We start from the raw sequence: 22,330 nt of genomic DNA, 5'->3' as shown, positions 1-22,330 counted from the left end.
ACCATGGTCGCGCCGATCAATAGACGAATCCTCTTGGTAGAGGATAACGATTTATTCTTGGAGGCACTGCCTCGACTCCTGGACTCGCCGGAGTTCGCGCTCGACTTCGAATCGGCGAAAGACACTCAACATGCCCTATCGAAAGTTCAAAGCTTTCAACCGCACCTCGTCAGTCTCGACCTGAACCTCCTCGATGCGTGCAACGGCGGCATGTACGTGCTGAAGGAGATCGCGCAAGCACAGTGTGCGCTTCCTCTGATCCTAGTTTTCACCGGCGCCAGCGACGACATCTTTCGACAAGCAGGTGAGACCCTGTGGCGAAAATTCCAAACGAGTCGGCTCGGGTGGTTATGCAAGTCGTGCGGATCAAGCGAGTACGCGACAGCTGTCTATGCGGCGCTACGGGAAGTCAAAGCCTGAAGAACAAGAACTGGCTCGGCCAATCGCCATATCGAGATGAGTGATCCAGGTCAGAACATCCACCAGATTTTTTCCGAAGCCTTCAAGGACTATGGTCCACCCTTCGATCGCACGCCGTTCTTCGAAGTGGAGTCCGCCGGCTTGCAGGAGATTCGCGCGCTGCTACGACACGCGTTGTCTCATCAATGGCGTGCCTATGGCGAGCGCGGGTTGATCCATCTCGACTTCATCCACAACCAGGGATTCAATGCACTGGCCACGAGGAGCGGGGACCACGAACTGATCGCAATCTTCTCCGGAGCCCTGCGAGCGATCTACCAGTTCTGGTTCTTCTTCATGTGCGACCCGCTGGCGATGACGCATATCGGAGATCCGACCAATGAGTCGGCTGATACGGCGATCGCTGCGGCAATCCGCGGTGGCGACCTCCAACCGGCAATGCTTCAGCATCCTCACGACGAGACCCGATACGTTGCCGCGCAAAACCTGGCGCTCGCCACGTGTTTCGTGCTGGCGAACCACGAGGTCGGACATATTGCATGCTGTCATCCACACTACCTCCAGGCCGTCAGCCCTCGGCGGCGCGTATATGAGGAGTTGCCTGCCGTGCCCAGGTCGAATCGAGCGCAGAAGCTCCGACAGGCGATGGAGTTGGAGGCGGACGAGTACGCCGGAGGAGTCTCCTTCCAATGCCTGCATGTCATCAAGGGAATGCTGCATGGCGTGGGAAGTTTGGACACGGGATACGTCTGGTCGGCAGCATCGACAGCCCTCTTCCTGATGATCCACAAGCAATCCGGTCGAGGAATCGAGGAAGCCAGTGCGACCCATCCAGCCCCTGTTGACCGATGGCTCTTGTCGCTCGAGATGCTCCTGAAAAGTGAGCGCTGTAAAGCGTTCAATCCCGACCCCGCCCAGATCGCTGCTGGCTTCCAGCAAGTCGAGGCGTTCTGGCTTCGACACGCTCTCCTGGGCGACGGGCAAGCATTGGCAGGCACCGCAGGTGCCGCAGGCGTTGGGGGAGCTTCAAACGCCGGTGCGGAGAGCATCTTGATGAACAGACGCATGTCGGAGGCCGCCGCACGAATCAACGTGACGTTGAAAGGGCTACGGAAGATCGGGCCCACTTTGAACGCCATCGGTGCGCACCGCGTCCAGGCAGCCGCCCTCTATCGCGATGACCATCGCGCGGCCGCAAACGAGGCACTCGCGCAACAACTGAAAAACGGCGCAGTTCGTCGGGAGCCAGCGCCCGCGCAGACGATCAGCGACACGGCGGATGCCGATCCGACGACGCGGGTTGCGGGCGGCTCGTGACAGTGACGCTGCAGCGGTGGCAACTAGAGATCGAGTCCAACGAAGTCAACGCCTCGCCATCGCTTGCCGGGTCGGGCGGTCGAAAACTACGCGCACCTCACGAGTGTATTTCGAGTGCCATCCATTCATTTGATGATGCCTTTGCGCCATCGGTCGAGGAGTTTTTGCCGAGCGTTCGAGACCGTGGCAACATGATTCCCGATAACAACTCCGCGGATGGGGCGCGCTCCAGATCGCGACATCGATACTAGGGAGATCGACATGCCCATCGTGTTCGTCCATGGCGTCAACAATCGAGATGGCGACGCTTACCGGGAAAACGAGAAAGCGCGGGATGGATTTCTGCGCGAGTACGTAGCGCCGGCACTCGGTTTGAGTGCTGACAAGCTCACGGTCACCAGCCCGTACTGGGGCCAGTTCGGCGTCACTTTCGCCTGGAACATGGCGGTGCTCCCGGACACATCCACGAAGGTCGCGACCTTCGGGGCTAACCAGGAAGCCGAGGCCCGCACGCGGGTGGCCGGTCTGCTCGCCGAATCAAATCAAAGCGGCGATCTCGTCGCGCTGGCCAAGACGGATCTGTCAGCCGCAGTGGATCTGCTCTATGCCTCCGCGATGGCTGGCGCCAAGTCGGAAGACGAAGCGCGGTACTTGGCCAAGTCCTATGACCTGGCCAGCGACTACGCCAAGGCCAACCCTCAGCCGGTTTGGCTCACGACGGCGGGCCCAAAGAACTTTGCCGATCTGCTAGTGAGCAATTCCAAGGCCAGCGTAGTGCAGAGCTTCGGCCCCCTGAGCAAGATCCTCGACTCGATCAAAGAAGGCGCCTCCCGCCTGGTCAATGCGGCGCCGGACGTCGCGACGGGGCTCGCGGGCCTGCTTCTGCGCAAGAAGCTCAATACCGCCGTCACCCGCTTTGCCGGTGATGCGTTCGTCTACCTGAACGGCCGCGGGACGGTCGACGCCCCCGGTCCGATCGTCACGACGGTCTTGAAGGCGCTGCAGGATGCCCAGGCCAAACGCACCGAGGACGACAAGCTCATCGTCGTGGCGCACAGCTTCGGTGGCGAGATCGTCTACGACATCCTGACTTACTTCGATCCGACCCTGACCATCGACTGCCTGATCACAGTGGGCTCCCAGGTCGGACTGTTCGAGGAGATGAAGCTCTACAAGGTCAGCGATCCCGAGATCCCGGCCGACCCGAAGAAGGATCGCGTCGCTCGGCCGAAGGGGATCAAGCACTGGCTCAACGTGTTCGACACCAACGACGTCCTGAGCTACCAGCTCAATCCCGTCGTCGACGCCGTGACCGACTTCCGCTACGACACGGGCTATAGCACCCTGGGCGCCCACGGCGGCTACTTCGAGCGCCCCAGCTTCTACAAGCGTATGGCCGCGCGGCTGAAGGAGGTCGATGCCGCTGCAGGAGCTGGCGCCCAGTGACGGTCCTGTTGAACAACTCGGTAGCCGGCCAGCCCGGCACGCACGTGCTGGCCATCGGTGTCGGGAAGTACCCCCATCTCCTGAACGGAACGGCCAAGCTCGCCGCGGACCCGATGGGGCTCGAGCAGCTGGAGTCGCCGCCGGTCTCGGCCAAGGCGCTGATCGACTGGCTTCTTTCGCCGGTTGCCGACGCCGGAGTGTTCGAGAACCCGGACGCACCTCTGGCCTCGATCGAAGGCCTCGCGTCGGCCCAGCAGCCGGTGGTAATCGCCACGCCGGCTGGCCCGGTCACGCTTGCCGAGGCAACGCAGGATGCCATCCAGCAGGCCTTCGAGGACTGGCTTGATCGCCTCAAGAGTCATCCTGACAATGTGGGGATTTTCTACTTCTGCGGTCACGGCGTTATGGTTTCTGACCACTACCTGCTCGCGCAGGAGTTCGGTCACTCCGCGCAGCCCTGGACCAAGGCGTTCAACGTCTCGCTGACGGTCCGCGCCGTTGAACGAGAGATCCAAGGGTCGGTCTTCTTCTTCATCGACGCCTGCCGGAACATCCCGCGCGCCTTAGCCATGACCCTGGGGGCCCAACCCCCGCCGCTGCTGCCTGCGGACCTCGGAACGGACGTGTCCCGCAAGCATGTGACCGTGATCCATGCGACCGGCGAAGGCCAGCTCGCGTTTGCGCCGCTCGGGCCCACGGTGTCCAGATTCACCTCCGCGCTCATCTGCGCGTTGTCGGGCTACTGCGGCACGAAAGACCCCGGCCGACAGACCTGGACGGTCGACGGCGACAACCTGTCGGTGGCGGTACGCACCCTGCTCGCGCAGAACGAGCCGGACCAGGCCGATGCCGGCAACAACAGGCAGGTCTCCGAGCAACTGGTCACCGGTCCGGTGGTGCCCCTCATGCGGCGAGCGTTCGTGCCCAAGGTGAAGGTTCGCCTGGATCTCGCACCGAGCCAGCGCCGGGCGCTATACGAGATGTACCTGAAGTCTTCCAAGGGCAACAATCGGGTCGCACAGACGCTGCTGGATCAGGTCTTCAAGGTGGAACTCCCGCGCGGCATCTACGAAGTTGGTGCGCTGGATCCCGCTGGTGCCATGCCCCAGCTCGTACACGTCGACGAGGAGTTGGCCCCCCCGATGTACCTGTTCACGATGAAGTCGCAGCCATGAAGCGCATCGTCGTATCTCTGGACTACCCGAGCGACGCCCGTCTGCTCGATCAACACCAGGATCCCGGAGCAGCGCTGCCGGTGAAGATTCTGGACGTCGACGGCGCCGTGCTGGCCGTTGGCTCGGCGCGCGCACGTGAAGCCGAGCGTTTGAGTATCGCCGAGGAGGTGCAACTGGCCTTTGTGTGCCTGACCTGGCCGTCCGGGCGCACTGTGACGCAGCGCGTGGATATGAGCGCTCCCTCGCATTCGGACTCGGGCGTCTATCGCGTGGTGTTCGAGCCCGTGCACGCATCGGCCAATGAATGGTCGGCCTGGGCCATCCCGAAGCTCAACCCGCGTAGTCGTCTTGCCAGCCCGCAAGTGGACCTGGACCTTGGCATGGACGAGTTCTCGAGGGTGTGGTTGCGCCTCTGGAAGTTCCACGACGGCGAGTGGAGCCGGGTGTCCGTGGAACCCGTGGAGGCACATCGCAGCCGCTCGGCCTGGCAGATGGACCTGCAACTGGACGCGTCGAACTGGCTGATGCAGATCGGGGGTTCCAAGGTCACATGGCGCTTTGTCGCCCTACCTGGGAACGGGCGCGCGCGCGTGCTGATCACACCCAAGGACTCGAGCGATCCGCGGGCGGATGAACTCAAGGTCGTTGTGACCGGCTTTCGCTCTGGTGCGGAGACGCTGCTCGAATTCCTGTCCCGTGACGCAATCCGCTCTATGAATGCCGTCGCCGATCCAGTGGCCGTCGCGCGAAGCCTGCTCCGCGCCAAGTTCGACGACCCCGTCGGCGCGGTGGCCGCGGCCTACTTTCTGTTGCGGGTTAACGCGGCGGACCAAGTCCCGCTTGCTTGGTTCGAGAACCTGTCGCGCTACTTCCGCTGGCTGCCCGATACCGCCATCGTACATTGCGCCCGGCTGCTGCGAGATGGCCGCCGCACGCACACGGAGGAGTTCAACCCGCTCAAGCTCCTGCGTGAGAGCCTGTCCAACGGCTGGCCCGTCTTCACCGAGGGCGTCAACCTGCTTCAAGAAGCGGCCTCGCTGCTGGGCAGCACGCTTCTCGAAGCTGATCCTCTGGCCTTCCACAAGGTCCAGACGCTCGGCGCAGGCAAAGGTTGGGCGGGCGCGATCACGAGTTTCTACGGGCGTTATCCCGGCGAACCTGACGTGCTGAAGTGGGCTGGTATGCCCCGTGCGCCTCGCCGCCGGCAGATCATCCCGCAGTTGGTCAAGTCGCGGCTGGGCTCTGACGCCACGTTGGGTTTCGCCACCGAGTTGCTCCAAGGGTTGCCGAGGCTGCAGATCGAGCGCGTTCAATCTTTGCCTCCGTTTCCACCCCTGCAAATCCCCTCCGCCCAACCCCCGTCTGCCCGGATCCCATCCAGCCGCCCCCCTGCAGTCCGGATCCCGTTCGTAGGCCGCGCCCCACCCACTCAAACCCCGTCTGCTGGCGAGTTAGCCGGGGTCCCTGCCGTCACGGGCAGTCCGCGGCGAGTGAAGCGTGAGCCAGACGATGGTGAGTTCCTGCTCGGGAGCGTCGAGCGGTAGGCGAGTGCTTCGTCCCATCAGCGAAACGGATAGAACTGCGCAGTTCGCTTTGGGCTGCGTGCAGTTCCAGCCGCTCTCTCTCGAGCCGATCGACGGCACGCTGCGCCGTGAGCAGGTTGCGCAGCGGTGACGCCGGGCTGGTTCCCAGCCCCAGCGCTCGCCAGGCTGATAGCGTCGAGATCGCCATGTCGTTGAGCGCTTCTTCATCATCCCACAGACCGGTTCCTCGCTTCTCCCCTTGTCCGCAGTGGGCACATCACCGGACGCATGGCGCTCCGCATCGACCGACCGAGATCGCTGCAAGCCGGACCGGGCCGCAAGTGGCTGCGGAACCCGTTCAGCTCGCCGAACACGGCGTTCAGGTTCGCTGAAATGCGCAGTACTCGTCAGCGACCTCGGGGAGAAGCTTCGCTCAGCTTTCACCGAGCAGGCGTAGGGATGTTCGCCCCCGTCGGTCGCTACCCGGGTTGGGGGTGGCCGCACCGGCTGTAAGAAGTCCCGCGGCGCCGTCACTACCTGCTGCATGACCGAGACAACTCCGCAAGACCAGCTCTACCGCCAGGCCATCGCGGTCCATGGCGCGGAGCTGGCCCGCTGCTGCCACGGCTACGAGCGCGACGCTGCCTTGCGCCAGGAGCTGCAGCAGGAACTCCACCTCGCTCTGTGGCAGAGCCTGTCCACCTTCCGTGGCGACTGCTCGCTGCGCACCTGGGTCTACCGCGTGGCTCACAACGTCGGCGCGCGCCATGTGCAGCAGCATGCGGCCAAGGGAAAGATGCTGGAACTGGAGGAAATCGAGCATCTGCCCGACGACCGCCATGACCCGGGCCACACCGAGCGGCGCCTGGACCTGCAGCGCGTGCTCGCCCTTGTGCATCGCCTGGCCCCGCTGGACCGCGAGTTGATGTTGCTCTACCTGGAGGAACTCGACGCCGCCAGCATCGCCGACATCACCGGCCTGTCAGTCCGCAACGTCGCCACCAAGATTCACCGCATCAAGGCGCTACTGGCCAGCCAGCTGAACGCCCCGAGGAGCCCGCGATGAGCAACACCGATTCGGCTGAAGACCAGGCCCGCGGTCTGTGGAAGGCGCAGGACGTGCCGGCGCTACAGCCGCTGGCGCAGCAGCAACTGGCCGAGCAGGCGGCGAAGCTGCAAGGCACCGTCTGGCGGCGCAACCGGCGCGAGGTGATCGCGGCCATCGCCATCGCCCCTGTGTTCCTGTTCTACGCCTGGTTCTTCCCGCACTGGCTCAGCCAGCTTGGTGCGCTGCTGACTGTGGTGGGCATAGGCGTGGTGGTGTGGCAGTTGGGCCGCCGCGCCTCGGTACGCCTGCTGCCTGAGGACTGGGCCGGCAGTCTGCTGGCCTTTCATCGCAGTGAACTAGTGCGCCAGCGCGACGCGTTGCGCTCGGTCTGGCTCTGGTATGTCGGCCCCATGGCGCCCGGCATCATGCTGTTCATCTGCGGCCGGCAGATCGAGAACGGCCAATGGCAGCCCTGGCCTTTCGTCATCGCCGCGCTGCTGATGGCCGGCGTGGTGGGACTCAACCGCTACGCCGCGCGCGGGCTGCAGCGCGAGATCGACAAGCTCGACGAGCTGACCCGGAAGGACAACGCATGAACTGCAGAATCGCCAGCGCCCTGCTGTGCCTGCCCGCTTGGGCCGCAGGGATTCCCGCCAGTGACGTCGCCGTCGAGAAACTGCTGAACGCACGTTTCGACGGCGACCGCAGCGGCGCCTGCGTGCAGGCCGCCGTCATCGATTCAGGCAAGGTCTGGCGCGCGGCGCGCTGCGCCGGCACGCGCAAAGGCGGCCCACCCACTGCGGGCGCGGCTTTCGAGATCGGCTCAGTCACCAAGACCATGACCGCCGCCCTTGTGGCCAGCCTGGTTGATGCCGGCCGCTGGTCGCTGGACGACCCCATCGCCCGGCACCTACCCCAAGGCACCGCCGTGCCGCGCCAGGGCGAGCGCCAGATCCTCGTGCGCGACCTGCTCACGCACAGCAGCGGCCTGCCCGCGCTGCCGCCCGGCTTGCATCCCACCAACCCGGCCGGCCCCTATGCCTCGCTCACCGACGCCGCGCTGCTCGCATCGCTGAAGCAGGTGCAGCTCGTGCGCCCCATCGGGGAGCATCCCGAGTACTCCAACTTCGGGATGCTGCTGCTCTCCCTCGCGGTAGCGCGCAGCTTGGGCGGCGACCTGGAGGTCGCGTTGCGCGGGCAGCTGTTCCAGCCCCTGGGCATGAAGACGGCCTACGTCGTCCGGCCGCTCGGCGCCGAACCCGCACAGGGCCACGCGGCCGACGGCACCCCCACGGCGGCTTGGACCATTGCCAACAACCTGGCCGGCGTCGGCATGGTCAAGGCCACGATGGACGACATGGTGGCCTACGCCCGCGCCCAGCTGGGCGACGGTCCGGCCTCGCTGGTCGCGCAGTTGCGCCGCACACAGCAACCGCTGGCCCATGGCTTTGGCATGAACTGGATGTTGCGCAAACTGCAGGGCCGTGACCTGGCCATGCACGAAGGCGGCACGGGCGGCTTCTCGTCGCTGGTGATGCTGGAGCCCGCGGCGAAGCGAGCGGTCGTCGTGCTGGCGGACACCTCACTGACCGACCTCGGCGGCCTGGGCGACCTCGGCCTTGCGCTGCTAGGCCTTGAATCGCCGCCGCTGCAGCCGCGCCGCAGCGTGGACGCGCCGCCCGCGCTGCGCCAGGCGCTTGCCGGCGAGTACGAGATGGGCTCTCTGCGGCTGAAGATCTGGGAAGCCAACGACCGGTTGCTGGCCCAGGCCACCGGCCAGGTCGCGTTTGAGCTGGGCTACGACAGTCGCGGCGAGTTCTACCCGCTCGGCTTCTCGGCGCTGCTGCGGCCGGCACCGCCCTCCAGCGGCCAGCCGGTCGCGCGGTTTTCGTGGCACCAGGGCGGCGGCGTGATGGAAGGTCGTCGCATCGGCCTCGTCAACGCGCCGCCGACCATCATCAACCTGGCCTGGAAGGACTGGGCCGGCGAATTCCAGCTCGCGCCGCAGTTCAGCCTGAAGGTGTTCGAGCGCGACGGTCGGCTGATGGTGCAGGGCAGCGGCCAGCCGGCGATTACCGCAAAGGTGGCGGGCAAAGACCGCATCGAGATCGAGGAGGTTGGGGCGACCGTCGAGTTCGAGCGGGATGCCGACGGCACGGTCGTGGCGGCCGTGCTCCTGCAAGGCGGGCAGAAGACGCGGGGCGCGCGGAAGTAAGCGCGCCACGCGTAAGCTGGGCCACCTACCCATGGGCGATCGCAGGAGCCCACATGAACGTCCTTGACCGCGCCGGCTTCTTCAGAACGCTTTTCGAGGTCCGGCCTGCTGCCGTGGTCGCTCCACTCGCTGGACACTGCTGAGCAGGCGCAGTGGCCCATGCCCGAAGCTACTGCGGCGGGCGCCCGGACTTGTAGATCTGATCCAGGCTGTTGTCCGAGTCCTCAGGCTTGATCAATTTCGTCTGCGAGCGCGTGTCGCTGGCGTCGTTGCCAAACTCGATCAGAGAGCGCGCGAAGAAGGCCTGGCTTGGCGTTTCGCCGGCCACGCAGCGCGCGCTCATCAGCACCTTCTCGGGATTGAGTACCGCCACGCCGGCGCCGTACGGGCAATTGCCGCCGACGCATTCAGTGAGTAGATAGCGGATGTCGCCGCGGTTGAACCACAGCTGGCGCACCGATGCGCCAGGCGCTGCAGGCGAGGTGGTCGCGCCAAAGCTCTTGCCGTTGTCGGCTGTGGCCGCGTACTCGAGTTCCACCTTCTTGGCGGTACCGTAGCGGTAGGTCAGCGTTTTCGCGGCTGGACCGGCCTCCGGTTTCGCACACAACGAGACAATCTTGGTTGCGGTCGGGCAGGAGAAGGCCACCACCTCGTCGGGCCGGCACAGTGTCGCGCCGGCCGGATCGGTGGTAACGGTCGCTCCGGCCGGGCCGGTGACCGTTGCCGTACCGGCTGCGTGCGCGCAAGCGCAGAGCGCAACGCTCAACAACGCCGCCAGTACGTGGCCCCGAGATCCTCCGCGCCGCAGGCCGCAGCCGTGATCGTCATTCGAAGGCCTTGTAGGCCGTCTTGAAATGGGTACGCCGTTGTGCATAGCTCTCGGTGTGGAGATTGATGACCTTGGTGATGCTGTCCACGTCGGCATCCTTGTCACCGGCGTCGGCCTTCTTCTGCAGACCGTGCTGCAGCCAGTAACAGACCGCCGAACGAACCGTGTACGGGAACTGTGCCATCAGTTCGGGCGACTTCTCGAAGTCCACGGTCTTGTCGCCGTAGACCTCCTGGTACTTCGCGGTCGCCGCCTTGTAGTTGGCCCGCCCCGTGACCTGGATGAAGCCACGCCCCCGGTAGGACCAGCCGTCGCCGCTCTTGGCGTCGCCGTTACCGTTGCGCGAGGCGTAAACGTTGTTGGCGATCGTCTCCTGGCTGGCGGCGCGCGTGACCTTGCGCGTCTTGGCGTCGCGCTCGTAGCTGTCGATCGCCGCTTCCTTAGGATGATCGCGGTAGTACTTGAAGGTCGTTTTCAGTCCCGCTTCGCCGTAGGCCAAGCTCTCGACCGCGGCCTTCATCTCCGCGCCCGACTCCTCGCGAACCTGCGCAAAGAAGTGAGAGCGGCGCAGCCGCGTGTCGAGACCATATTTGGCCAGGTCGGTGTTGAGCTCGTCGGCCACCTTCTTCAGGAACTCCGCGCTGGCATTCCTGAAGATTTGCTTGAGCTGCTCGGCGGTGACCTTGTCCTTGCCCTGGGACTTCGCCGGGAGGGCGCCGGCCGTCACTGGCACGCCTTCTTTGGTCCAGCCCGTCGTCTCCACCCGCAACCCGGTGAACAGCGCCCACGGCAGGCTGACGTCGGCATGGTCCAGGAAGCCGAGCGGGCCGGGGGTGTCCCCCAGCAGCGTGCAAAGGTCGGGGTCCCCCTGGTCGAGGATGCCCAGGGTGCCCGGCGTGCGCGATGGCAACCAACTGTCATGGGCGCTCAGCGGGCCGGGTTTGGTCGAGGACGCCATGGGTGGTGGAGATGCTGCGTGTCGCGGGAACGATCCCTGCGGGATCCTAGGCGCGGGTGGCGTCGATCAGGCATGACTTTGGTCTCCCCGACTTGTGACCACCGTCATCGGCTCGCATAGAGACAAATCGCCCGATGGCAGATGTCCGGGGCACGAGCCCACGAGTGGGTAGGCAAAACCCCCTCATGCGATAGCGTCAATGCTGTCTTCTGACGCGCTGCCGTACGCCACACACTGCAAGCATCCAAGCCTGCATCAGCCGCAGGCCCTTCGATAGTCAACTGGATGCTTTCAATGTCGCGCTTGTCCATTAAACAGCTCCTCCTGCTTGGGTTTGGCCTGCTGGCGGCGTGTGTCGCCGCGGTCAGCTTGCTCGCCCTTCACCATCTCGGGGCGACGAACGACCGCTTCGCTGGGTATGTCAGCGGCATCGCGGAGCGGGAAAGTCTCGCTGTCGATCTCAGCATTGAAGCGAACCGCCGGGCGATCGGTGTGCGGGACATGGTGATCGCCCAATCGCCCAACCAACAGCGAGCGGGTAAGGAGATGGCACTCGCCGCGCATGCCGAGCTTGGCAGAAGCCTCGAGAAGCTGAAGGCCGCCGTCCAGCGCTCGGCCGCCGGCGATCGGGAGCGTGAGATCCTGGCGCAGATCGTCGACGCCGAAGCCAAGTACGGCCCTGTAGCCGCGGGAATTGTGGCGACGGCCGACGCCGGAAAGCGCGAAGAGGCAGTGCAGGCGATCAGCCGAGACTGCCAGCCACTCCTTGCGGCACTGCTCGCAGCCGCCCGCGAGTACGTGGAAGTGATCCGCGCGCAAGCTGACGAGGACGTGCGCTTAGCAAGAGCGGATTACGAGGGGCAACGGTGGTGGTTTGGAACAGCGAGCGTCATTGCCGTTGCGGTTGCAATCGCACTTGGACTCTTTATCACTCGCAGAATGCTGCGCGCGCTCGGTACGGAGCCGCCTACGCTCGCCGACCTGGCTCAACGCGTGGCGCAGGGGGACCTTCGCGCGGTTGACGGTGCGTCCTCGGCGCCCGCTGGTAGCGTCCTCGCGTCCATGGGGCAGATGCAGCAGCAGCTTGTCGCACTGATCGGTCAGGTCCGAGAAGCCGCCCATTCGATTGCCAATGCCAGCGCTGAGATCGCGCACGGCAACAGCAACTTGTCGAGCCGGACCGAAGAACAGGCGTCCGCGTTGGAGCAGACCGCTTCCTCCATGGAACAGCTCAGCGCCACCGTCAGGTTGAACGCCGACAACGCTCAACAAGGCAACCAGTTTGCTCAGGGTGCCAGCGCGGTGGCGGCCAAGGGCGGCGAGGTGGTCGATCAGGTGATCGGCAAGATGCGGGCCATTCAGGACGGCAGCAAGCGCATCGGCGACATCATCGGAACGATCGACGGGATTGCGTTCCAGACGAACATCCTGGCGCTCAATGCGGCAGTGGAGGCCGCACGTGCCGGCGAACAAGGTCGAGGCTTCGCAGTTGTCGCGTCCGAGGTGCGCAGCCTGGCCACGCGTTCTGCCGCTGCGGCAAAGGAGATCAAGCAGCTCATCGAAGATAGCGCTGTTCGCGTCGAGGAAGGCACGACGCTCGTAGATCAGGCCGGTGCGACCATGGGAGAGGTCGTTGGCGCCATCCGGCGCGTCACCGACATCATGTGCGAGATCAGCGCCGCAAGCGCCGAGCAGAGTACCGGCGTCTCGCAGGTCGGACAGGCCGTCGCTCAGATGGACCAGGCGACGCAGCAGAACGCCGCGCTGGTTGAAGAGAGTGCGGCAGCGGCGGACAGCCTGAAGCAACAAGCCCGTCGGATGGTTGAGTCTGTTGGGGTCTTTAAGATCGAGGCGAGCGAGCCGTGCAGCAGTGTTGTGGCTCCCCCGCCGGCGAAGCAGTCCGGCCAGATGAAAGCGGCTAGCGCGCGACTCTCGACGGTCTCCGCAAGGACCACACCGTTTCAACGAGAGCGGGTCTCGTTCGGGGCGCCAAGCAACGACGACGGCTGGGCAGTCATCTGACTCGGCTAAACCGCCGGGGCGTCATCAGGACATGCGCAAGCTGTCTAGCTGTCGATGGCGCCAGAGCACGGGCCCGCGACGTATCCGGCTCGACAACAATCGCCCGTTGATCGTGCGTTTTGGTCTTGCCAGGAACATCACCTCGCTTGCTTCGGCATGAAAGTACACCCGCTGTCCAAGACGAAATCCATTCGACAACGAGGGCGGAAATACCACACGGCCGTTGGCGCCAATGTGGCAGCCATACGTGATCGGCCGTTCGCGAGAACGCATCGTCTTCATGCTTTGGCTCCAGACGTACCTCCTGCACCGGAGGCTCGCATCGTAAAGCTTCAACGCGCAGTGCCTCGCGAACTGCTATGGCCCTGGTCGTCTCCACCTCGCCTGCCACTGTGCAACAAGCAGGGTTAGCCACAGAGAAGATCAAGATCACGAAACCTTGCCGCCCCTCGGTATGGCCTGCATAACCTTGCCCATCGACCGCTCCCGAAGTTCCGTGGCGGCTACGCCAAGGCAGGCATATGGCAGTAGCACCGTCGCGGGTCTGACCGGCCGGCGGCCTCCTCAATCAAATGCCCCGTCACATCGGGCTCGACGATCGGAACAACGCAATCTGACCGCGCTTCGGCAAGGATTTGCATCAAGGCACACTCTGGGGCCTCGCTTCATCAAGCTGCCTATAGGGCAGCTTTTTGTTTTTCTGACGGAAGCTGCGGGGCTCCGGATGCCGGGACTGGCCTTGGCCAGCCCCTCCGTCAGGCGACCGCAGCCGCGAGGATCTCCCGCAACGACTTCGGCGACCGCCCCGACAAGCGCTCGATGTCAGTCGTGAGCACGTCGAAGTCGCCTCTCACGAAGTTCTTCTTGATGTCGGCCATGACGTCGACAACGATCTCGGGCAGGCCCGCCTGCGTCAGCCCGCCCCGCAGCTGCGCCTCGTCGATGACGACGTACCCGAGCGGCTTACCGAGCACCTGCGATGCCGTCCGCGCGCGCTCCTCTCCGCTCACGACGGCCGGCCCCGTGCCGTTGTAGATGGCGCCCGCATGCCCCTCGCCGAGCAGCGCGCCGGCCGCCGCGGCGGCCAGGTCGTCGCGCGAGACATAGGCCACGCGCTCCTCGCCCAGGCCGGTCAGCACGCCCATGGCCGCGGACATCTGGATCTCCTGCGCCATCGACTCCGCGAAGTAGTTCATCCGCAGGATGGTCCACCGCGGCGCGGTGCGGATGAGGTGCTGCTCGGCCGTCCAGAAGGTTTCGGCGAGGGCCGGTGCCTCCGCCTTGCGCGTGCCGGCGACCGACACCAGGAAGAGATGTTGGACGCCCGCCGCCACCGCGGCGTCGATGGCACCCCGCAACTGCCGGCCGCGCACACCCGGCTCGAGGTCGGCGCTGGGGATCAGCAGCAGGCGATCAAGGCCCGCGAAAGCCGCCGGCAGCGTCTGCGGCGCGTCGAAGTCGCCCAACCGGCCCTTGGCCGGGCTCCGCACCTTGTCGGGCGAGCGCGAAATCCCGACGATCTCATGGCCGCCACCTCGTTCGGCCAGTTCCTTCAGGACCGCCTGTCCCAGTTGGCCACTCGCGCCGCTGATACCCATCTTCATGTCACAGATCCTCTGCAGTTACGAACAAAATGTGTGTGGAACTTTGCGGCAAGGGGCCTCTCTCCGCAAGAACGCACGGCGACGTGCGCTACGAACATCGGTGTGCGTGCCGGCAGATCAGGAAACGGAAATGAGCAAGCTTCGAGCAGTCCCGCCAACGCCCGAGGAGCCGGCGGACCACGACCATGCGACCTGCCGCGCGGTGGGTCAGATCCTCGATCGCGTCGGGGACAAGTGGAGCGTGATGGCGGTCGGCACCCTGTCCAAGGGTCCGATGCGCTTCAACGCGATGATGCGCACGATCGGCGGCGTCTCGCACCGCATGCTGACCTTGACGCTGCGTGGACTGGAGCGCGACGGGCTGGTCAAGCGCACCGTCTTTCCGACGGTCCCGCCCAAGGTCGAGTACGAACTGACGCAGCTCGGCAGTTCCCTCATCGAGCCGCTGAAGGCGCTGGCCATCTGGGCGCAGGAACACCGTCCCGCGGTCGAGGCGGCGCGCGCGAAGTTCGATGGCGACGAGCCTCAGCCGCGCAAGCGCATCGTCTGAATCGCCGCGGCGACGCTCGCCCCCGCCGCGCTCAACCCACTGCCGGCACCGCCGCAAAGCCCAGCATCACCCGCGTCCCCGCCCCCGGCTCGCTCTGCACCTGAAGGCTGCCACCGAGCAGCCGGGCGCGCTCCTGCATGCCCAGCACTCCGAAGCCGTCCCGGCGGGCGAGCGGATCGAAGCCGATGCCGTCGTCGCCGATGCTCAACAGCCAGCCGGCGCCTTCGCGCGCCAAGCGCAGGGAGGCGCGGCTGGCCTGGGCATGGCGTCGCACGTTGGTGAGCGACTCCTGGGCGATGCGGAACACCATCGTGGCCATCGGCAACGGGATCTCGCGCGTGTCCGGATCCACCTGCAGGCTGCAAGGCAATGCGGTGTTGGACGTGAACTCAGCCGCCAGCCATTGCAGCGCCGCTTCGAGGCCGCCATCCAGCGCCGAAGGCCGCAACTGCGACACCAGACCGCGCACCGTGCTCACCAGCCGGTCGACACGACCCAGCAACAGGTCCGGATCCAGGGAATGCGCCGAACCGCCGGCGTTCTGCCGCATCTTCGCCACGGACACTTCCATCTTCAGCGCGGCCAGCTGCTGGCCCAGCTCGTCATGCAGCTCGCGGGAGACGCGCAATCGCTCCTCCTCCAGGGCATGCGCGTTGTACTCGCCCAGACGGAGCAGCGCCGCCTCCGAGTCCGCCAGGGCCGCGGTGCGTTCCGCGACGGCGGCTTCCAGCTGCCGTTGCCGCTCGCGGTNACCGGATGGACAGCCACCACAGCAGCATCAGCGACACGGCGGCCGCGGCGCGTGCCTCGCGCGAGTTCCACCAGGGAGGAAGCACGTCGAACGCAAGGCGCATCACCGGCCCCGGTGCTTCCACGCTCGTCAGCCCGCCGGCGCGCACCTCCAGCGTGTGCTCGCCGGACTCGAGCGCGCCCAGGTCGATCACGGCGCTCTGCGAGGTCCGCCAGGGCGACTCCGCGCCAAGGCGGTATTCGATCCGCAGCGAACGCGCCCGGGAGAAGCCGGCCGTCCCCACCGCGATGCGCAGCGTGCGGTCCCGCCACGGCACCGGCTCCAAAGGCGGCACCCGGGTGCTCGTGCTGCCGAACACCATGTCCTCCAGCCGCAGCGCGGGCAATGGCGCTTGCGTGTTCCCCGGCAGCAGGTGCGTCAACCCGGCGCCGGTGCCGATCCAGATGCTGCCGTCGGCGTCGGCCAGGAAGGCCGGCGTCACATCGTTCCAGACCAGCCCGGTGCGGCGATCCAGGCGCGACCAGTCGCCCCCGGTTGAGCGGATGAAGACCCCCTGGTCGGTGCCCATCCACAGCCGCCCGTCGAGGTCGGCGTGGAGGCTGGCCGCGGCCGCGCCCCCGAAGGCGGACTTGGGCAGGAACTGCAACTGGCGCGCCGTGGTCCCCGACAGCGCGTGGATGCCCAGTCCCAACGTGCCTCCCGCCCACACCGTGTGGTCCAGCACCATCGCCTGCAGCGCGTCGATCCAATCGCCCTGCGCGTCCGCCACGGGGGTCCAGCCCTCCGGTTGGTGCCGCCAGAGGTCCCGTCCACTGACGACGAAGTCCTCCCGCACGCCGTCCGACAGGACGCGGATGTCATAACGCGGATCGAAGCGCCCGGCGCCGATCTTGTGGCGGCGCAGGCGCCCCTCGGACAGCTCGATCAGCTCGAGGCCGTCGCTGCCGGACGCGTAGACCCGGCCGGCCCCCTGCGAGATCGTCTGCAGTCCGGTATCGCCGGCAACGACGCGCCCCTGGTCCTCTCCGGCCTTCACGCGGATCACCTGGCCGGCGTCCACCCACCACAGGTCCCCCGCCTGGTCCACCGCCAGGCGATGGACCAGGCCGGACGGCCGTGTCGTCGGCAGCTTCACCTTGCGGAACCTGCGGGCCGCGGCGTCGAACCAGGCCACGCCGTTCGCGGTCGCCGCCCAGAGCCGGCCCTTTCCGTCGCGCGCCAGGTCGAGCACGGCCGGCGCGGGCAGGCCCGAGGCGCCGGTCCAATGCTCCGCCCGGCCGTAGCCGATCCAGCGATGGACACCGCGCGCATTGGTGCCCAGCCACAACGACCCTTCCGCGTCGAACATCAGCCCGCGCAGCGGGGTCTCCGGCAGGCCGTCGTCCTGGGTCCACTCGCGCCAGCGTTCACCGTTCCAGGCGGCAAGGCCGCGGGTCGTCAGGACGAGGATGAGGCCGTGCTCGTCCTCCGCCAGGCCGTTGTCGCCATACACCCACTGCCGCGCCGGCGCCGCCACGACGGCGAAGCGGGCCGAGCCCGGTGCCAGCCGGGCCAGGCGCCGGCTGCTGCGCGTCCAGAGACTGCCATCGCGCGACACGAGGAACTGGCCCCACACGTCTTCCGGCAGGCCCTGCGCCGGCCCCCAATGCTGGACGCGGCCATCGCGCCACTCGCACAGCTGCGAGCCGCAGCCGAACCAGAGCGCCTCGCCGCGTTGCCGCATCGGGAGCAGTTGCTCGGGGCGGGACTGCAGCTGGGGAATGGCCATCCGCTGAACCACCAGCGAGCTGCCCAGCGCCCCCGCGGCGGTGGCGGTCCAGAGGAGCCGGTCTTCATCGATGGCGTAGACCCTGCCCTGCCGGTCCAGCTCCAGCTGCTGGCCGGAGGTGACGTGCAAGTGCTTGCCGTCGGGCTTGAGCAGCTCCGTCCAGGCGGGGCCGTCCTGCCCGTCCTTGCGCCCGTCGTCGCGCACGAACACGCCCCCTTCCGTCAGGAGCCAGAGGCGGCCGCTGACGTCCACGCGAGCCCCGTATGAATACCCTCCCGCCTCCTTCGGCAGCGGTTCCGCATGGATGCGGAAACCGTCGAACCTGAACAGCCCGTTGGCGGTGCAGATCCACAGCCTCGCCCGCGGGTCCTGCACCAGGCACTGCGAGGTGAGGTTGGTCAGGCCCTGGTCTTCCTGGTAGGACTCGAGCACGATGCGCTCGGCCCGCGCGCCCTCGCCGGCCAGCACGAGCCCCGCGGCCAGGGCGGCAAGGGCCCACCCCGCGATGCGCCTGCNCGGGGGCCTTGGACGGGTCCGGGCTGACGGAACGGCTGCGGGAATCCGGGGGTCGCATGGACGAAGAAGCGCGAAAACCTTCAATCCTGCGCCTGAACTTGGCATCGTTGTCGGCCATTCAGCGACGGCCGATCGTGCGTGATTCATTGGTGATGCTTTGGACAAGGTGTCGTCAGGATCCGGCGCGGATCAGGCTTGCGCGATGGACGCGAACCGCCGTATCAGTTGCGCCAGCGAGTCCATCCCGAGCTTGGCGAACAGGTTGGCCCGGTGGGTCTCCACCGTGCGCGGCGACAGGGTCAACGCGCGCCCGATCTCCTTGTTGGTCAGGCCTTCGACGATGAACCCGAGCACCTCGCGCTCGCGCGGCGACAACTGGGCGTAGCACTCGCGCGCCTGCCGATCGGCCCGGTGCCGCTCGCGCGAGCGCACGTGCTGCCGGACGGCACTCTGCAAGGCCTCGATCAGCACCTCGTCGTCGACGGGTTTCTCCAGGAACTCGGCGGCGCCGGCCTTGAAGGCACGCCGGCACATCTCCACGGTGCCGTGGCCGGTCAGCAGGATCACCGGATGGTCCACGCCGCCCGCCAGCAACCGCTCCAGCACGGTCATCCCGCCGATCACCGGCATGCGCAGGTCCAGGATGATGGCGCCGATGCCCGCGCGATCGAACTCCGCCAGGAACACCTGCGGATCCGCCCAGGCCCGCACGCGCAGTCCCACCGTGCCGATGAGCTGGCTCAGGCCGTCGCGCACCGCGGCGTCGTCGTCCACCAGGTGGATCAGTGGAGAGAGGGACGAGGCGTTATCGGTCATGGCTAGCCGCGGCGCTGGACAGGGTCAGGATGAACTCGGCCCCGCGCGGTGCCGACGGCGCCTGGGGCGCCAGGGTCAGGCGCGCGCCCATGGCCTGCGCCAGGCTTTCGCACAGCGTCAGGCCCAGCCCGAGGCCGCCCGGACGCGTGGAGTAGAACGGCTCGAACAGGCGCCGACGCGCCTCCGGCGCGATGCCGGGACCTTGATCGCGCACCGACAGCGTGGCCTGTCCGTGCTCCGCCGCCGTCATGGCGATGCTCAGGCGACGCTCGCCGGGCGGCACCTGCTCCAGCGCCTGCAGCGCGTTCATCAGCAGGTTGTGGATGATCTGCTGCAGCGAGATCGGCTCCGCGAGCACCGAAGGCAGCCCGGGGTCGGTGGAGACCGTGGTCGCGATCCGGCGCTCCGCCAGGTCGGGCTCGAGCAGGCGCAGCACGTCCTGCGTGGCGGCGGCCAGCGACAAGGGCTGCACGTCGGCCGCCAGGTCCGGGCGTTCCACCAGCCGGCGCAGGCGCCCCACCACCGCCGAGGCGCGATGGGCCTGCTCCACGGCGCGGACCATGGCGGTCCGGGCGGCGTCGAGTTCGGGCGGATCTTCGACCAGCAGCCGTTTCGCCGCCTGCGTGCTGGACAGCAGCGCCGTCAGCGGCTGGTTCAGCTCATGCGCCATCCCCGCCGCCAGCTCGCCCAGCGCATTGAGGCGGGCGACCTGGCCCAGGCGCAGCAGTTCCTCCATCCGCCGGCGCGATGCGCGCTGGCGCCACGCGGCCAGGCCGCCGGCCCCCACGCCCGCCGTCAGCGCGCACCAGGCCAGGATGGCCAGCCAGGGCAGCTCGCGCAGTTCAACGGTGCGGTGGGCCACGACGTCCAGGGGCTGGCTCCGCACCATGAGGCGCTTGTGGAAGTCGTAGGTCCATCCCACGCTGGCCTGCCGAGGGCGGCCCGGCTGCACCACGAAGGCCGCGTCCCCCAGTTCCAGCGTGACGCGGACCGGGCTGGAGGCGACATCCATGGGCCACTCGTCATAGGGCACCGTGGCCTTCAGGTCGATCTGCAGCGCGTAGCTCGCCGGGGACCCCGCCATCACCAGGTAATAACGGCCCGCGCGCAGATCGGCCAAGGCCATCTCGGGCCGGCCCGACGCGCGCGACGCCGCCTCCGCGGCCGCCAGCGGAGCTGCCAGCAGGGTGGGCCAGGCACCGGCGGCGGTCCGCTGCAGGACGGTCAGGATCTGCGGATACACCGACGCGAGGCGCGTGACCGGCGCCCCGCCTTCGACGGCCGTGGGCTGCAACAGGGTCAGCGTGGCCATCACCGCGTCGTACTGGACCACCCGCTGGCTGATCCGGCGGTGTGCGATCCGCCCGTCGGTCTCGAAATCGGCCCGCAGTTCCTGCAGGCGCGCATGGGCGAGGAAGGCCGCGCCCACGCACGCCACCACCACCCACACGAGCAGGGCTGCTGCACCAAGCCTTGCGGGACCACCGCGTCCAGTTCCGATCATGGCCGGCATTCTGGGGCCGGCGGCGGCCGCCGTCGCGCACTGCGTAGTTGTACGGAGGCGCGCGCGTGGCCGACCGAATGGGCGGGAAGAGGCGGCCTTCCTACAGTCCGCTCACGGCGCCACAACGGGTGGTGCCGGCCCCCACCGCAGAAGGTCGTTACCGGAAAACATATGCAGCATTCCCTCGTCAAAGTCGCCGTCACCCTGTCGCTGATCGCCGTCGGCGCCGCCCATGCCGAAGGCCTGCGCGATCGCAAGGACATGTCGCTGGAGCTCGCGACGCAGATCGCGGCGCAGGCCGTGGCCACCTGCAGCGCCAACGGCTATGCCGTGAGCGCCACGGTCGTGGACCGCGCGGGCACGGTGCGCGCCGTCCAGCGCGCCGACGGCAGCGGCCCTCACACGATCGATTCCAGCCGCCTGAAGGCCTACACCGCGGCGTCGGCCCGGGAAAACACGCTGACGATGATGGAGCGCGCGCAACGGGTCCCCGCGGCCGCGAACCTCGCGCACATTCCCGGCTTCCTGCTGCTGGGCGGCGGCGTGCCCGTGAAGGTGGGCGACGAGGTCATCGGCGCCGTGGGCGTGGGGGGCGCCCCCGGCGGCCAACTGGACGAGCAATGCGCCCTGGCGGGCATCGCCAAGGCCTCGCGCCTGGACCGATGAGCCGGGGCCCCACCACTTTGACCACCTCAAGGACTGCCATGAACACCAAGCTCATCATCGCCCTCCTCACCACGGGCCTGGCCGCGGGCGCCGCGGTCGCCCACGACATCGACGACGGCGCCGGCGGACGGCCGCTGACCCGCGCGGAAGTGATCGCCGATCTGGAGATCTACGTCCAGTCCGGCCTGCGCGACCTGGACATGCAGGACGGTTCCCGCTTCGGCGGCCCCGACGAGGCGGCCGCCCGTGCGAGGTACGAGGCCTTGCGGCGCGCTCCGGCGTTCGCCGCGCGCGTGCAGGAGATCGCCCGGCAACGCGGCGAGGCGGTCGTGATCGGCAGGACGGCCGACGCGCAGCCACCGCGCTGACCCTCGGACCCTGGGGAGCGACGCGGCGGGCACACGATGAGCCGTTTCCCGTTCGACGATCTGGCGCGCGTGCGCTGGAGCGCCTGCAACGGCGTCGACTACCTCACGCCCAATGGCTGCACGATGGCGCGCACGCGCCTGGCCGAAGGCGTCAATGTCGACATCTACAACCTGCACGCGCAGGCCCAGGTGGAGACCGCGGACCTGGCCGCGCGCCGCAAGAACGTCGAGCGTAAATCGCCACCAGCGCGCACCGCACGCTGGCCGGCGGCAGCACGAGTGGCAGCTGCACCACCTTCACCGCGCCGTCGGGCTGGGCCATCGTCGGCTTCCATGGCCGCGATGGCGATGAGGTGGACAAGCTGGGCGCGGTATACGCGCCGGTGGCCTCGAACACCGGCGCCAAGGCCGCGGCCACGCGCCTGGTGAACGTCCAGTCGGGCCTGTGCATGGACCTGAACCAGTCGCGGGCCGCGGACGGCAACGCCGTGCTGCAGTCCAGCTGCAGCGGCAGCGTCAGCCAGACCTGGAACTACGACGCCACCACGGGCCTGGTGCGCAGCATGCTCGACCCGCACTTCTGCCTGGACAACGGCGGCGGCTATGCCGATGGCGCTGCCCTCGTGGTGGCGCAGTGCACCGGCAGCGCCAACCAGCGCTTCAGCTTCGATGCCGCGAGTGGCCGCTTCACGCTGCGCACCGCGCCCGACCAGGCGGTGGATGGCGCTGGCACGGCGGGCAGCGCGCTCAAGACCAGCCGCTACCAGGGCGCCAGCAACCAGCTCTGGAAACAGAAGCCCTGAGCGCCCGGGGCGCTCGAGCGCCTCGCGATGA

At 67.3% G+C, this 22,330-nt stretch carries 21 protein-coding genes; 13 read left to right on the top strand and 8 right to left on the bottom strand.

Features of this window, described 5'->3' with window-relative positions:
• Positions 1-3 precede the first annotated feature (3 nt).
• The 8 genes from ACTJKJ_RS20910 to ACTJKJ_RS20875 all read left to right on the top strand — a co-directional run bounded on the left by ACTJKJ_RS20910 (position 4) and on the right by ACTJKJ_RS20875 (position 9,144).
• A complete protein-coding gene (locus tag ACTJKJ_RS20910) occupies positions 4-420 on the top strand; it encodes a response regulator (RefSeq protein WP_440821764.1) in 417 nt (138 codons plus the stop codon).
• A 36-nt stretch (positions 421-456) separates the two neighbouring features.
• Positions 457-1,737 carry a hypothetical protein gene (locus ACTJKJ_RS20905; protein ID WP_440821762.1) on the top strand — a complete coding sequence of 427 codons (1,281 nt, stop codon included), beginning with the start codon at positions 457-459 and terminating at the stop codon, positions 1,735-1,737.
• Between the two features lie 261 nt (positions 1,738-1,998).
• A complete protein-coding gene (locus ACTJKJ_RS20900; RefSeq protein WP_440821760.1) occupies positions 1,999-3,183 on the top strand; it encodes a hypothetical protein in 1,185 nt (394 codons plus the stop codon).
• Complete coding sequence (locus tag ACTJKJ_RS20895) at positions 3,180-4,358, top strand: caspase family protein (protein ID WP_440821758.1); 1,179 nt, start codon at positions 3,180-3,182, stop codon at positions 4,356-4,358. The genes ACTJKJ_RS20900 and ACTJKJ_RS20895 overlap by 4 nt, the downstream gene beginning before the upstream one ends.
• On the top strand, positions 4,355-5,902 hold the full coding sequence (locus tag ACTJKJ_RS20890) for a hypothetical protein (protein ID WP_440821784.1): 1,548 nt from the start codon (positions 4,355-4,357) through the stop codon (positions 5,900-5,902). The genes ACTJKJ_RS20895 and ACTJKJ_RS20890 overlap by 4 nt, the downstream gene beginning before the upstream one ends.
• A 523-nt stretch (positions 5,903-6,425) precedes the next feature.
• Entirely contained in the window at positions 6,426-6,947 is a 522-nt protein-coding gene (locus ACTJKJ_RS20885; protein ID WP_440821756.1) for an RNA polymerase sigma factor, read from the top strand.
• On the top strand, positions 6,944-7,525 hold the full coding sequence (locus tag ACTJKJ_RS20880) for a hypothetical protein (RefSeq protein ID WP_440821754.1): 582 nt from the start codon (positions 6,944-6,946) through the stop codon (positions 7,523-7,525). Before ACTJKJ_RS20885 ends, ACTJKJ_RS20880 begins: the two co-directional genes overlap by 4 nt.
• Positions 7,522-9,144 (top strand): serine hydrolase domain-containing protein, encoded by a 1,623-nt coding sequence (locus ACTJKJ_RS20875; protein ID WP_440821752.1) that lies wholly within the window; start codon positions 7,522-7,524, stop codon positions 9,142-9,144. Before ACTJKJ_RS20880 ends, ACTJKJ_RS20875 begins: the two co-directional genes overlap by 4 nt.
• A gap of 169 nt (positions 9,145-9,313) precedes the next feature.
• On the opposite strand, the gene ACTJKJ_RS20870 is transcribed toward ACTJKJ_RS20875, so the two are convergent.
• Together ACTJKJ_RS20870 and ACTJKJ_RS20865 are read right to left on the bottom strand one after the other, a co-directional pair.
• Positions 9,314-9,910 carry a hypothetical protein gene (locus tag ACTJKJ_RS20870; protein WP_440821750.1) on the bottom strand — a complete coding sequence of 199 codons (597 nt, stop codon included), beginning with the start codon at positions 9,908-9,910 and terminating at the stop codon, positions 9,314-9,316.
• 58 nt (positions 9,911-9,968) lie between these two features.
• Complete coding sequence (locus ACTJKJ_RS20865) at positions 9,969-10,931, bottom strand: glycoside hydrolase family 19 protein (protein ID WP_440821748.1); 963 nt, start codon at positions 10,929-10,931, stop codon at positions 9,969-9,971.
• A gap of 294 nt (positions 10,932-11,225) precedes the next feature.
• On the opposite strand from ACTJKJ_RS20865, the gene ACTJKJ_RS20860 reads away from it, so the two are divergent.
• Positions 11,226-12,953 carry a methyl-accepting chemotaxis protein gene (locus ACTJKJ_RS20860; protein WP_440821746.1) on the top strand — a complete coding sequence of 576 codons (1,728 nt, stop codon included), beginning with the start codon at positions 11,226-11,228 and terminating at the stop codon, positions 12,951-12,953.
• A 24-nt stretch (positions 12,954-12,977) separates the two neighbouring features.
• Here ACTJKJ_RS20860 and ACTJKJ_RS20855 read toward each other — a convergent pair whose 3' ends face one another.
• Together ACTJKJ_RS20855 and ACTJKJ_RS20850 are read right to left on the bottom strand one after the other, a co-directional pair.
• The gene (locus ACTJKJ_RS20855; protein WP_297384443.1) at positions 12,978-13,235 is read right to left on the bottom strand and encodes a hypothetical protein; all 258 of its coding nucleotides are present in this window, start codon (positions 13,233-13,235) and stop codon (positions 12,978-12,980) included.
• Between the two features lie 473 nt (positions 13,236-13,708).
• Complete coding sequence (locus ACTJKJ_RS20850; RefSeq protein WP_297384441.1) at positions 13,709-14,557, bottom strand: NAD(P)H-binding protein; 849 nt, start codon at positions 14,555-14,557, stop codon at positions 13,709-13,711.
• Positions 14,558-14,687: 130 nt separating this feature from the next.
• Here ACTJKJ_RS20850 and ACTJKJ_RS20845 point away from each other — a divergent pair, with 130 nt between their 5' ends.
• Entirely contained in the window at positions 14,688-15,107 is a 420-nt protein-coding gene (locus ACTJKJ_RS20845) for a winged helix-turn-helix transcriptional regulator (protein WP_297384439.1), read from the top strand.
• 31 nt (positions 15,108-15,138) lie between these two features.
• On the opposite strand, the gene ACTJKJ_RS20840 is transcribed toward ACTJKJ_RS20845, so the two are convergent.
• From ACTJKJ_RS20840 to ACTJKJ_RS20825, 4 genes are all read right to left on the bottom strand, one after another.
• Positions 15,139-15,735, bottom strand: a complete 597-nt coding sequence (locus ACTJKJ_RS20840; protein ID WP_440821743.1) for a sensor histidine kinase — start codon at positions 15,733-15,735, stop codon at positions 15,139-15,141.
• Positions 15,710-16,426 (bottom strand): hypothetical protein, encoded by a 717-nt coding sequence (locus tag ACTJKJ_RS20835; protein WP_440821780.1) that lies wholly within the window; start codon positions 16,424-16,426, stop codon positions 15,710-15,712. The genes ACTJKJ_RS20840 and ACTJKJ_RS20835 overlap by 26 nt, the downstream gene beginning before the upstream one ends.
• Positions 16,427-18,331: 1,905 nt before the next feature.
• Positions 18,332-18,958: a response regulator transcription factor gene (locus tag ACTJKJ_RS20830; protein ID WP_440821741.1), complete on the bottom strand. Its 627-nt coding sequence runs from the start codon at positions 18,956-18,958 to the stop codon at positions 18,332-18,334.
• Positions 18,948-20,462, bottom strand: a complete 1,515-nt coding sequence (locus ACTJKJ_RS20825) for a sensor histidine kinase (protein WP_440821739.1) — start codon at positions 20,460-20,462, stop codon at positions 18,948-18,950. The genes ACTJKJ_RS20830 and ACTJKJ_RS20825 overlap by 11 nt, the downstream gene beginning before the upstream one ends.
• A gap of 171 nt (positions 20,463-20,633) precedes the next feature.
• On the opposite strand from ACTJKJ_RS20825, the gene ACTJKJ_RS20820 reads away from it, so the two are divergent.
• From ACTJKJ_RS20820 to ACTJKJ_RS20810, 3 genes are all read left to right on the top strand, one after another.
• Positions 20,634-21,128 carry a GlcG/HbpS family heme-binding protein gene (locus tag ACTJKJ_RS20820; RefSeq protein ID WP_297384432.1) on the top strand — a complete coding sequence of 165 codons (495 nt, stop codon included), beginning with the start codon at positions 20,634-20,636 and terminating at the stop codon, positions 21,126-21,128.
• 38 nt (positions 21,129-21,166) lie between these two features.
• Positions 21,167-21,496, top strand: a complete 330-nt coding sequence (locus tag ACTJKJ_RS20815) for a DUF4148 domain-containing protein (protein ID WP_440821737.1) — start codon at positions 21,167-21,169, stop codon at positions 21,494-21,496.
• A gap of 236 nt (positions 21,497-21,732) precedes the next feature.
• Positions 21,733-22,299: a ricin-type beta-trefoil lectin domain protein gene (locus tag ACTJKJ_RS20810; RefSeq protein ID WP_440821778.1), complete on the top strand. Its 567-nt coding sequence runs from the start codon at positions 21,733-21,735 to the stop codon at positions 22,297-22,299.
• Positions 22,300-22,330: the final 31 nt, after the last annotated feature.

The organism is Roseateles sp. 22389 (assembly GCF_052044995.1).
Classification (GTDB): domain Bacteria; phylum Pseudomonadota; class Gammaproteobacteria; order Burkholderiales; family Burkholderiaceae_C; genus Roseateles.
This window is presented reverse-complemented; position numbering and strand designations above follow the sequence as displayed.

Excerpts from the sequence above, each read along its gene's own strand:
- ACTJKJ_RS20910 (WP_440821764.1), top strand. The coding sequence starts at position 4 with ATGGTCGCGCCGATCAATAGACGAATCCTCTTGGTAGAGGATAACGAT.
- ACTJKJ_RS20905 (WP_440821762.1), top strand. The coding sequence starts at position 457 with ATGAGTGATCCAGGTCAGAACATCCACCAGATTTTTTCCGAAGCCTTC.
- ACTJKJ_RS20900 (WP_440821760.1), top strand. The coding sequence starts at position 1,999 with ATGCCCATCGTGTTCGTCCATGGCGTCAACAATCGAGATGGCGACGCT.
- ACTJKJ_RS20890 (WP_440821784.1), top strand. The coding sequence starts at position 4,355 with ATGAAGCGCATCGTCGTATCTCTGGACTACCCGAGCGACGCCCGTCTG.
- ACTJKJ_RS20885 (WP_440821756.1), top strand. The coding sequence starts at position 6,426 with ATGACCGAGACAACTCCGCAAGACCAGCTCTACCGCCAGGCCATCGCG.
- ACTJKJ_RS20880 (WP_440821754.1), top strand. The coding sequence starts at position 6,944 with ATGAGCAACACCGATTCGGCTGAAGACCAGGCCCGCGGTCTGTGGAAG.
- ACTJKJ_RS20875 (WP_440821752.1), top strand. The coding sequence starts at position 7,522 with ATGAACTGCAGAATCGCCAGCGCCCTGCTGTGCCTGCCCGCTTGGGCC.
- ACTJKJ_RS20865 (WP_440821748.1), bottom strand. The coding sequence starts at position 10,931 with ATGGCGTCCTCGACCAAACCCGGCCCGCTGAGCGCCCATGACAGTTGG.
- ACTJKJ_RS20860 (WP_440821746.1), top strand. The coding sequence starts at position 11,226 with ATGTCGCGCTTGTCCATTAAACAGCTCCTCCTGCTTGGGTTTGGCCTG.
- ACTJKJ_RS20855 (WP_297384443.1), bottom strand. The coding sequence starts at position 13,235 with ATGAAGACGATGCGTTCTCGCGAACGGCCGATCACGTATGGCTGCCAC.
- ACTJKJ_RS20850 (WP_297384441.1), bottom strand. The coding sequence starts at position 14,557 with ATGAAGATGGGTATCAGCGGCGCGAGTGGCCAACTGGGACAGGCGGTC.
- ACTJKJ_RS20845 (WP_297384439.1), top strand. The coding sequence starts at position 14,688 with ATGAGCAAGCTTCGAGCAGTCCCGCCAACGCCCGAGGAGCCGGCGGAC.
- ACTJKJ_RS20830 (WP_440821741.1), bottom strand. The coding sequence starts at position 18,958 with ATGACCGATAACGCCTCGTCCCTCTCTCCACTGATCCACCTGGTGGAC.
- ACTJKJ_RS20825 (WP_440821739.1), bottom strand. The coding sequence starts at position 20,462 with ATGATCGGAACTGGACGCGGTGGTCCCGCAAGGCTTGGTGCAGCAGCC.
- ACTJKJ_RS20820 (WP_297384432.1), top strand. The coding sequence starts at position 20,634 with ATGCAGCATTCCCTCGTCAAAGTCGCCGTCACCCTGTCGCTGATCGCC.
- ACTJKJ_RS20815 (WP_440821737.1), top strand. The coding sequence starts at position 21,167 with ATGAACACCAAGCTCATCATCGCCCTCCTCACCACGGGCCTGGCCGCG.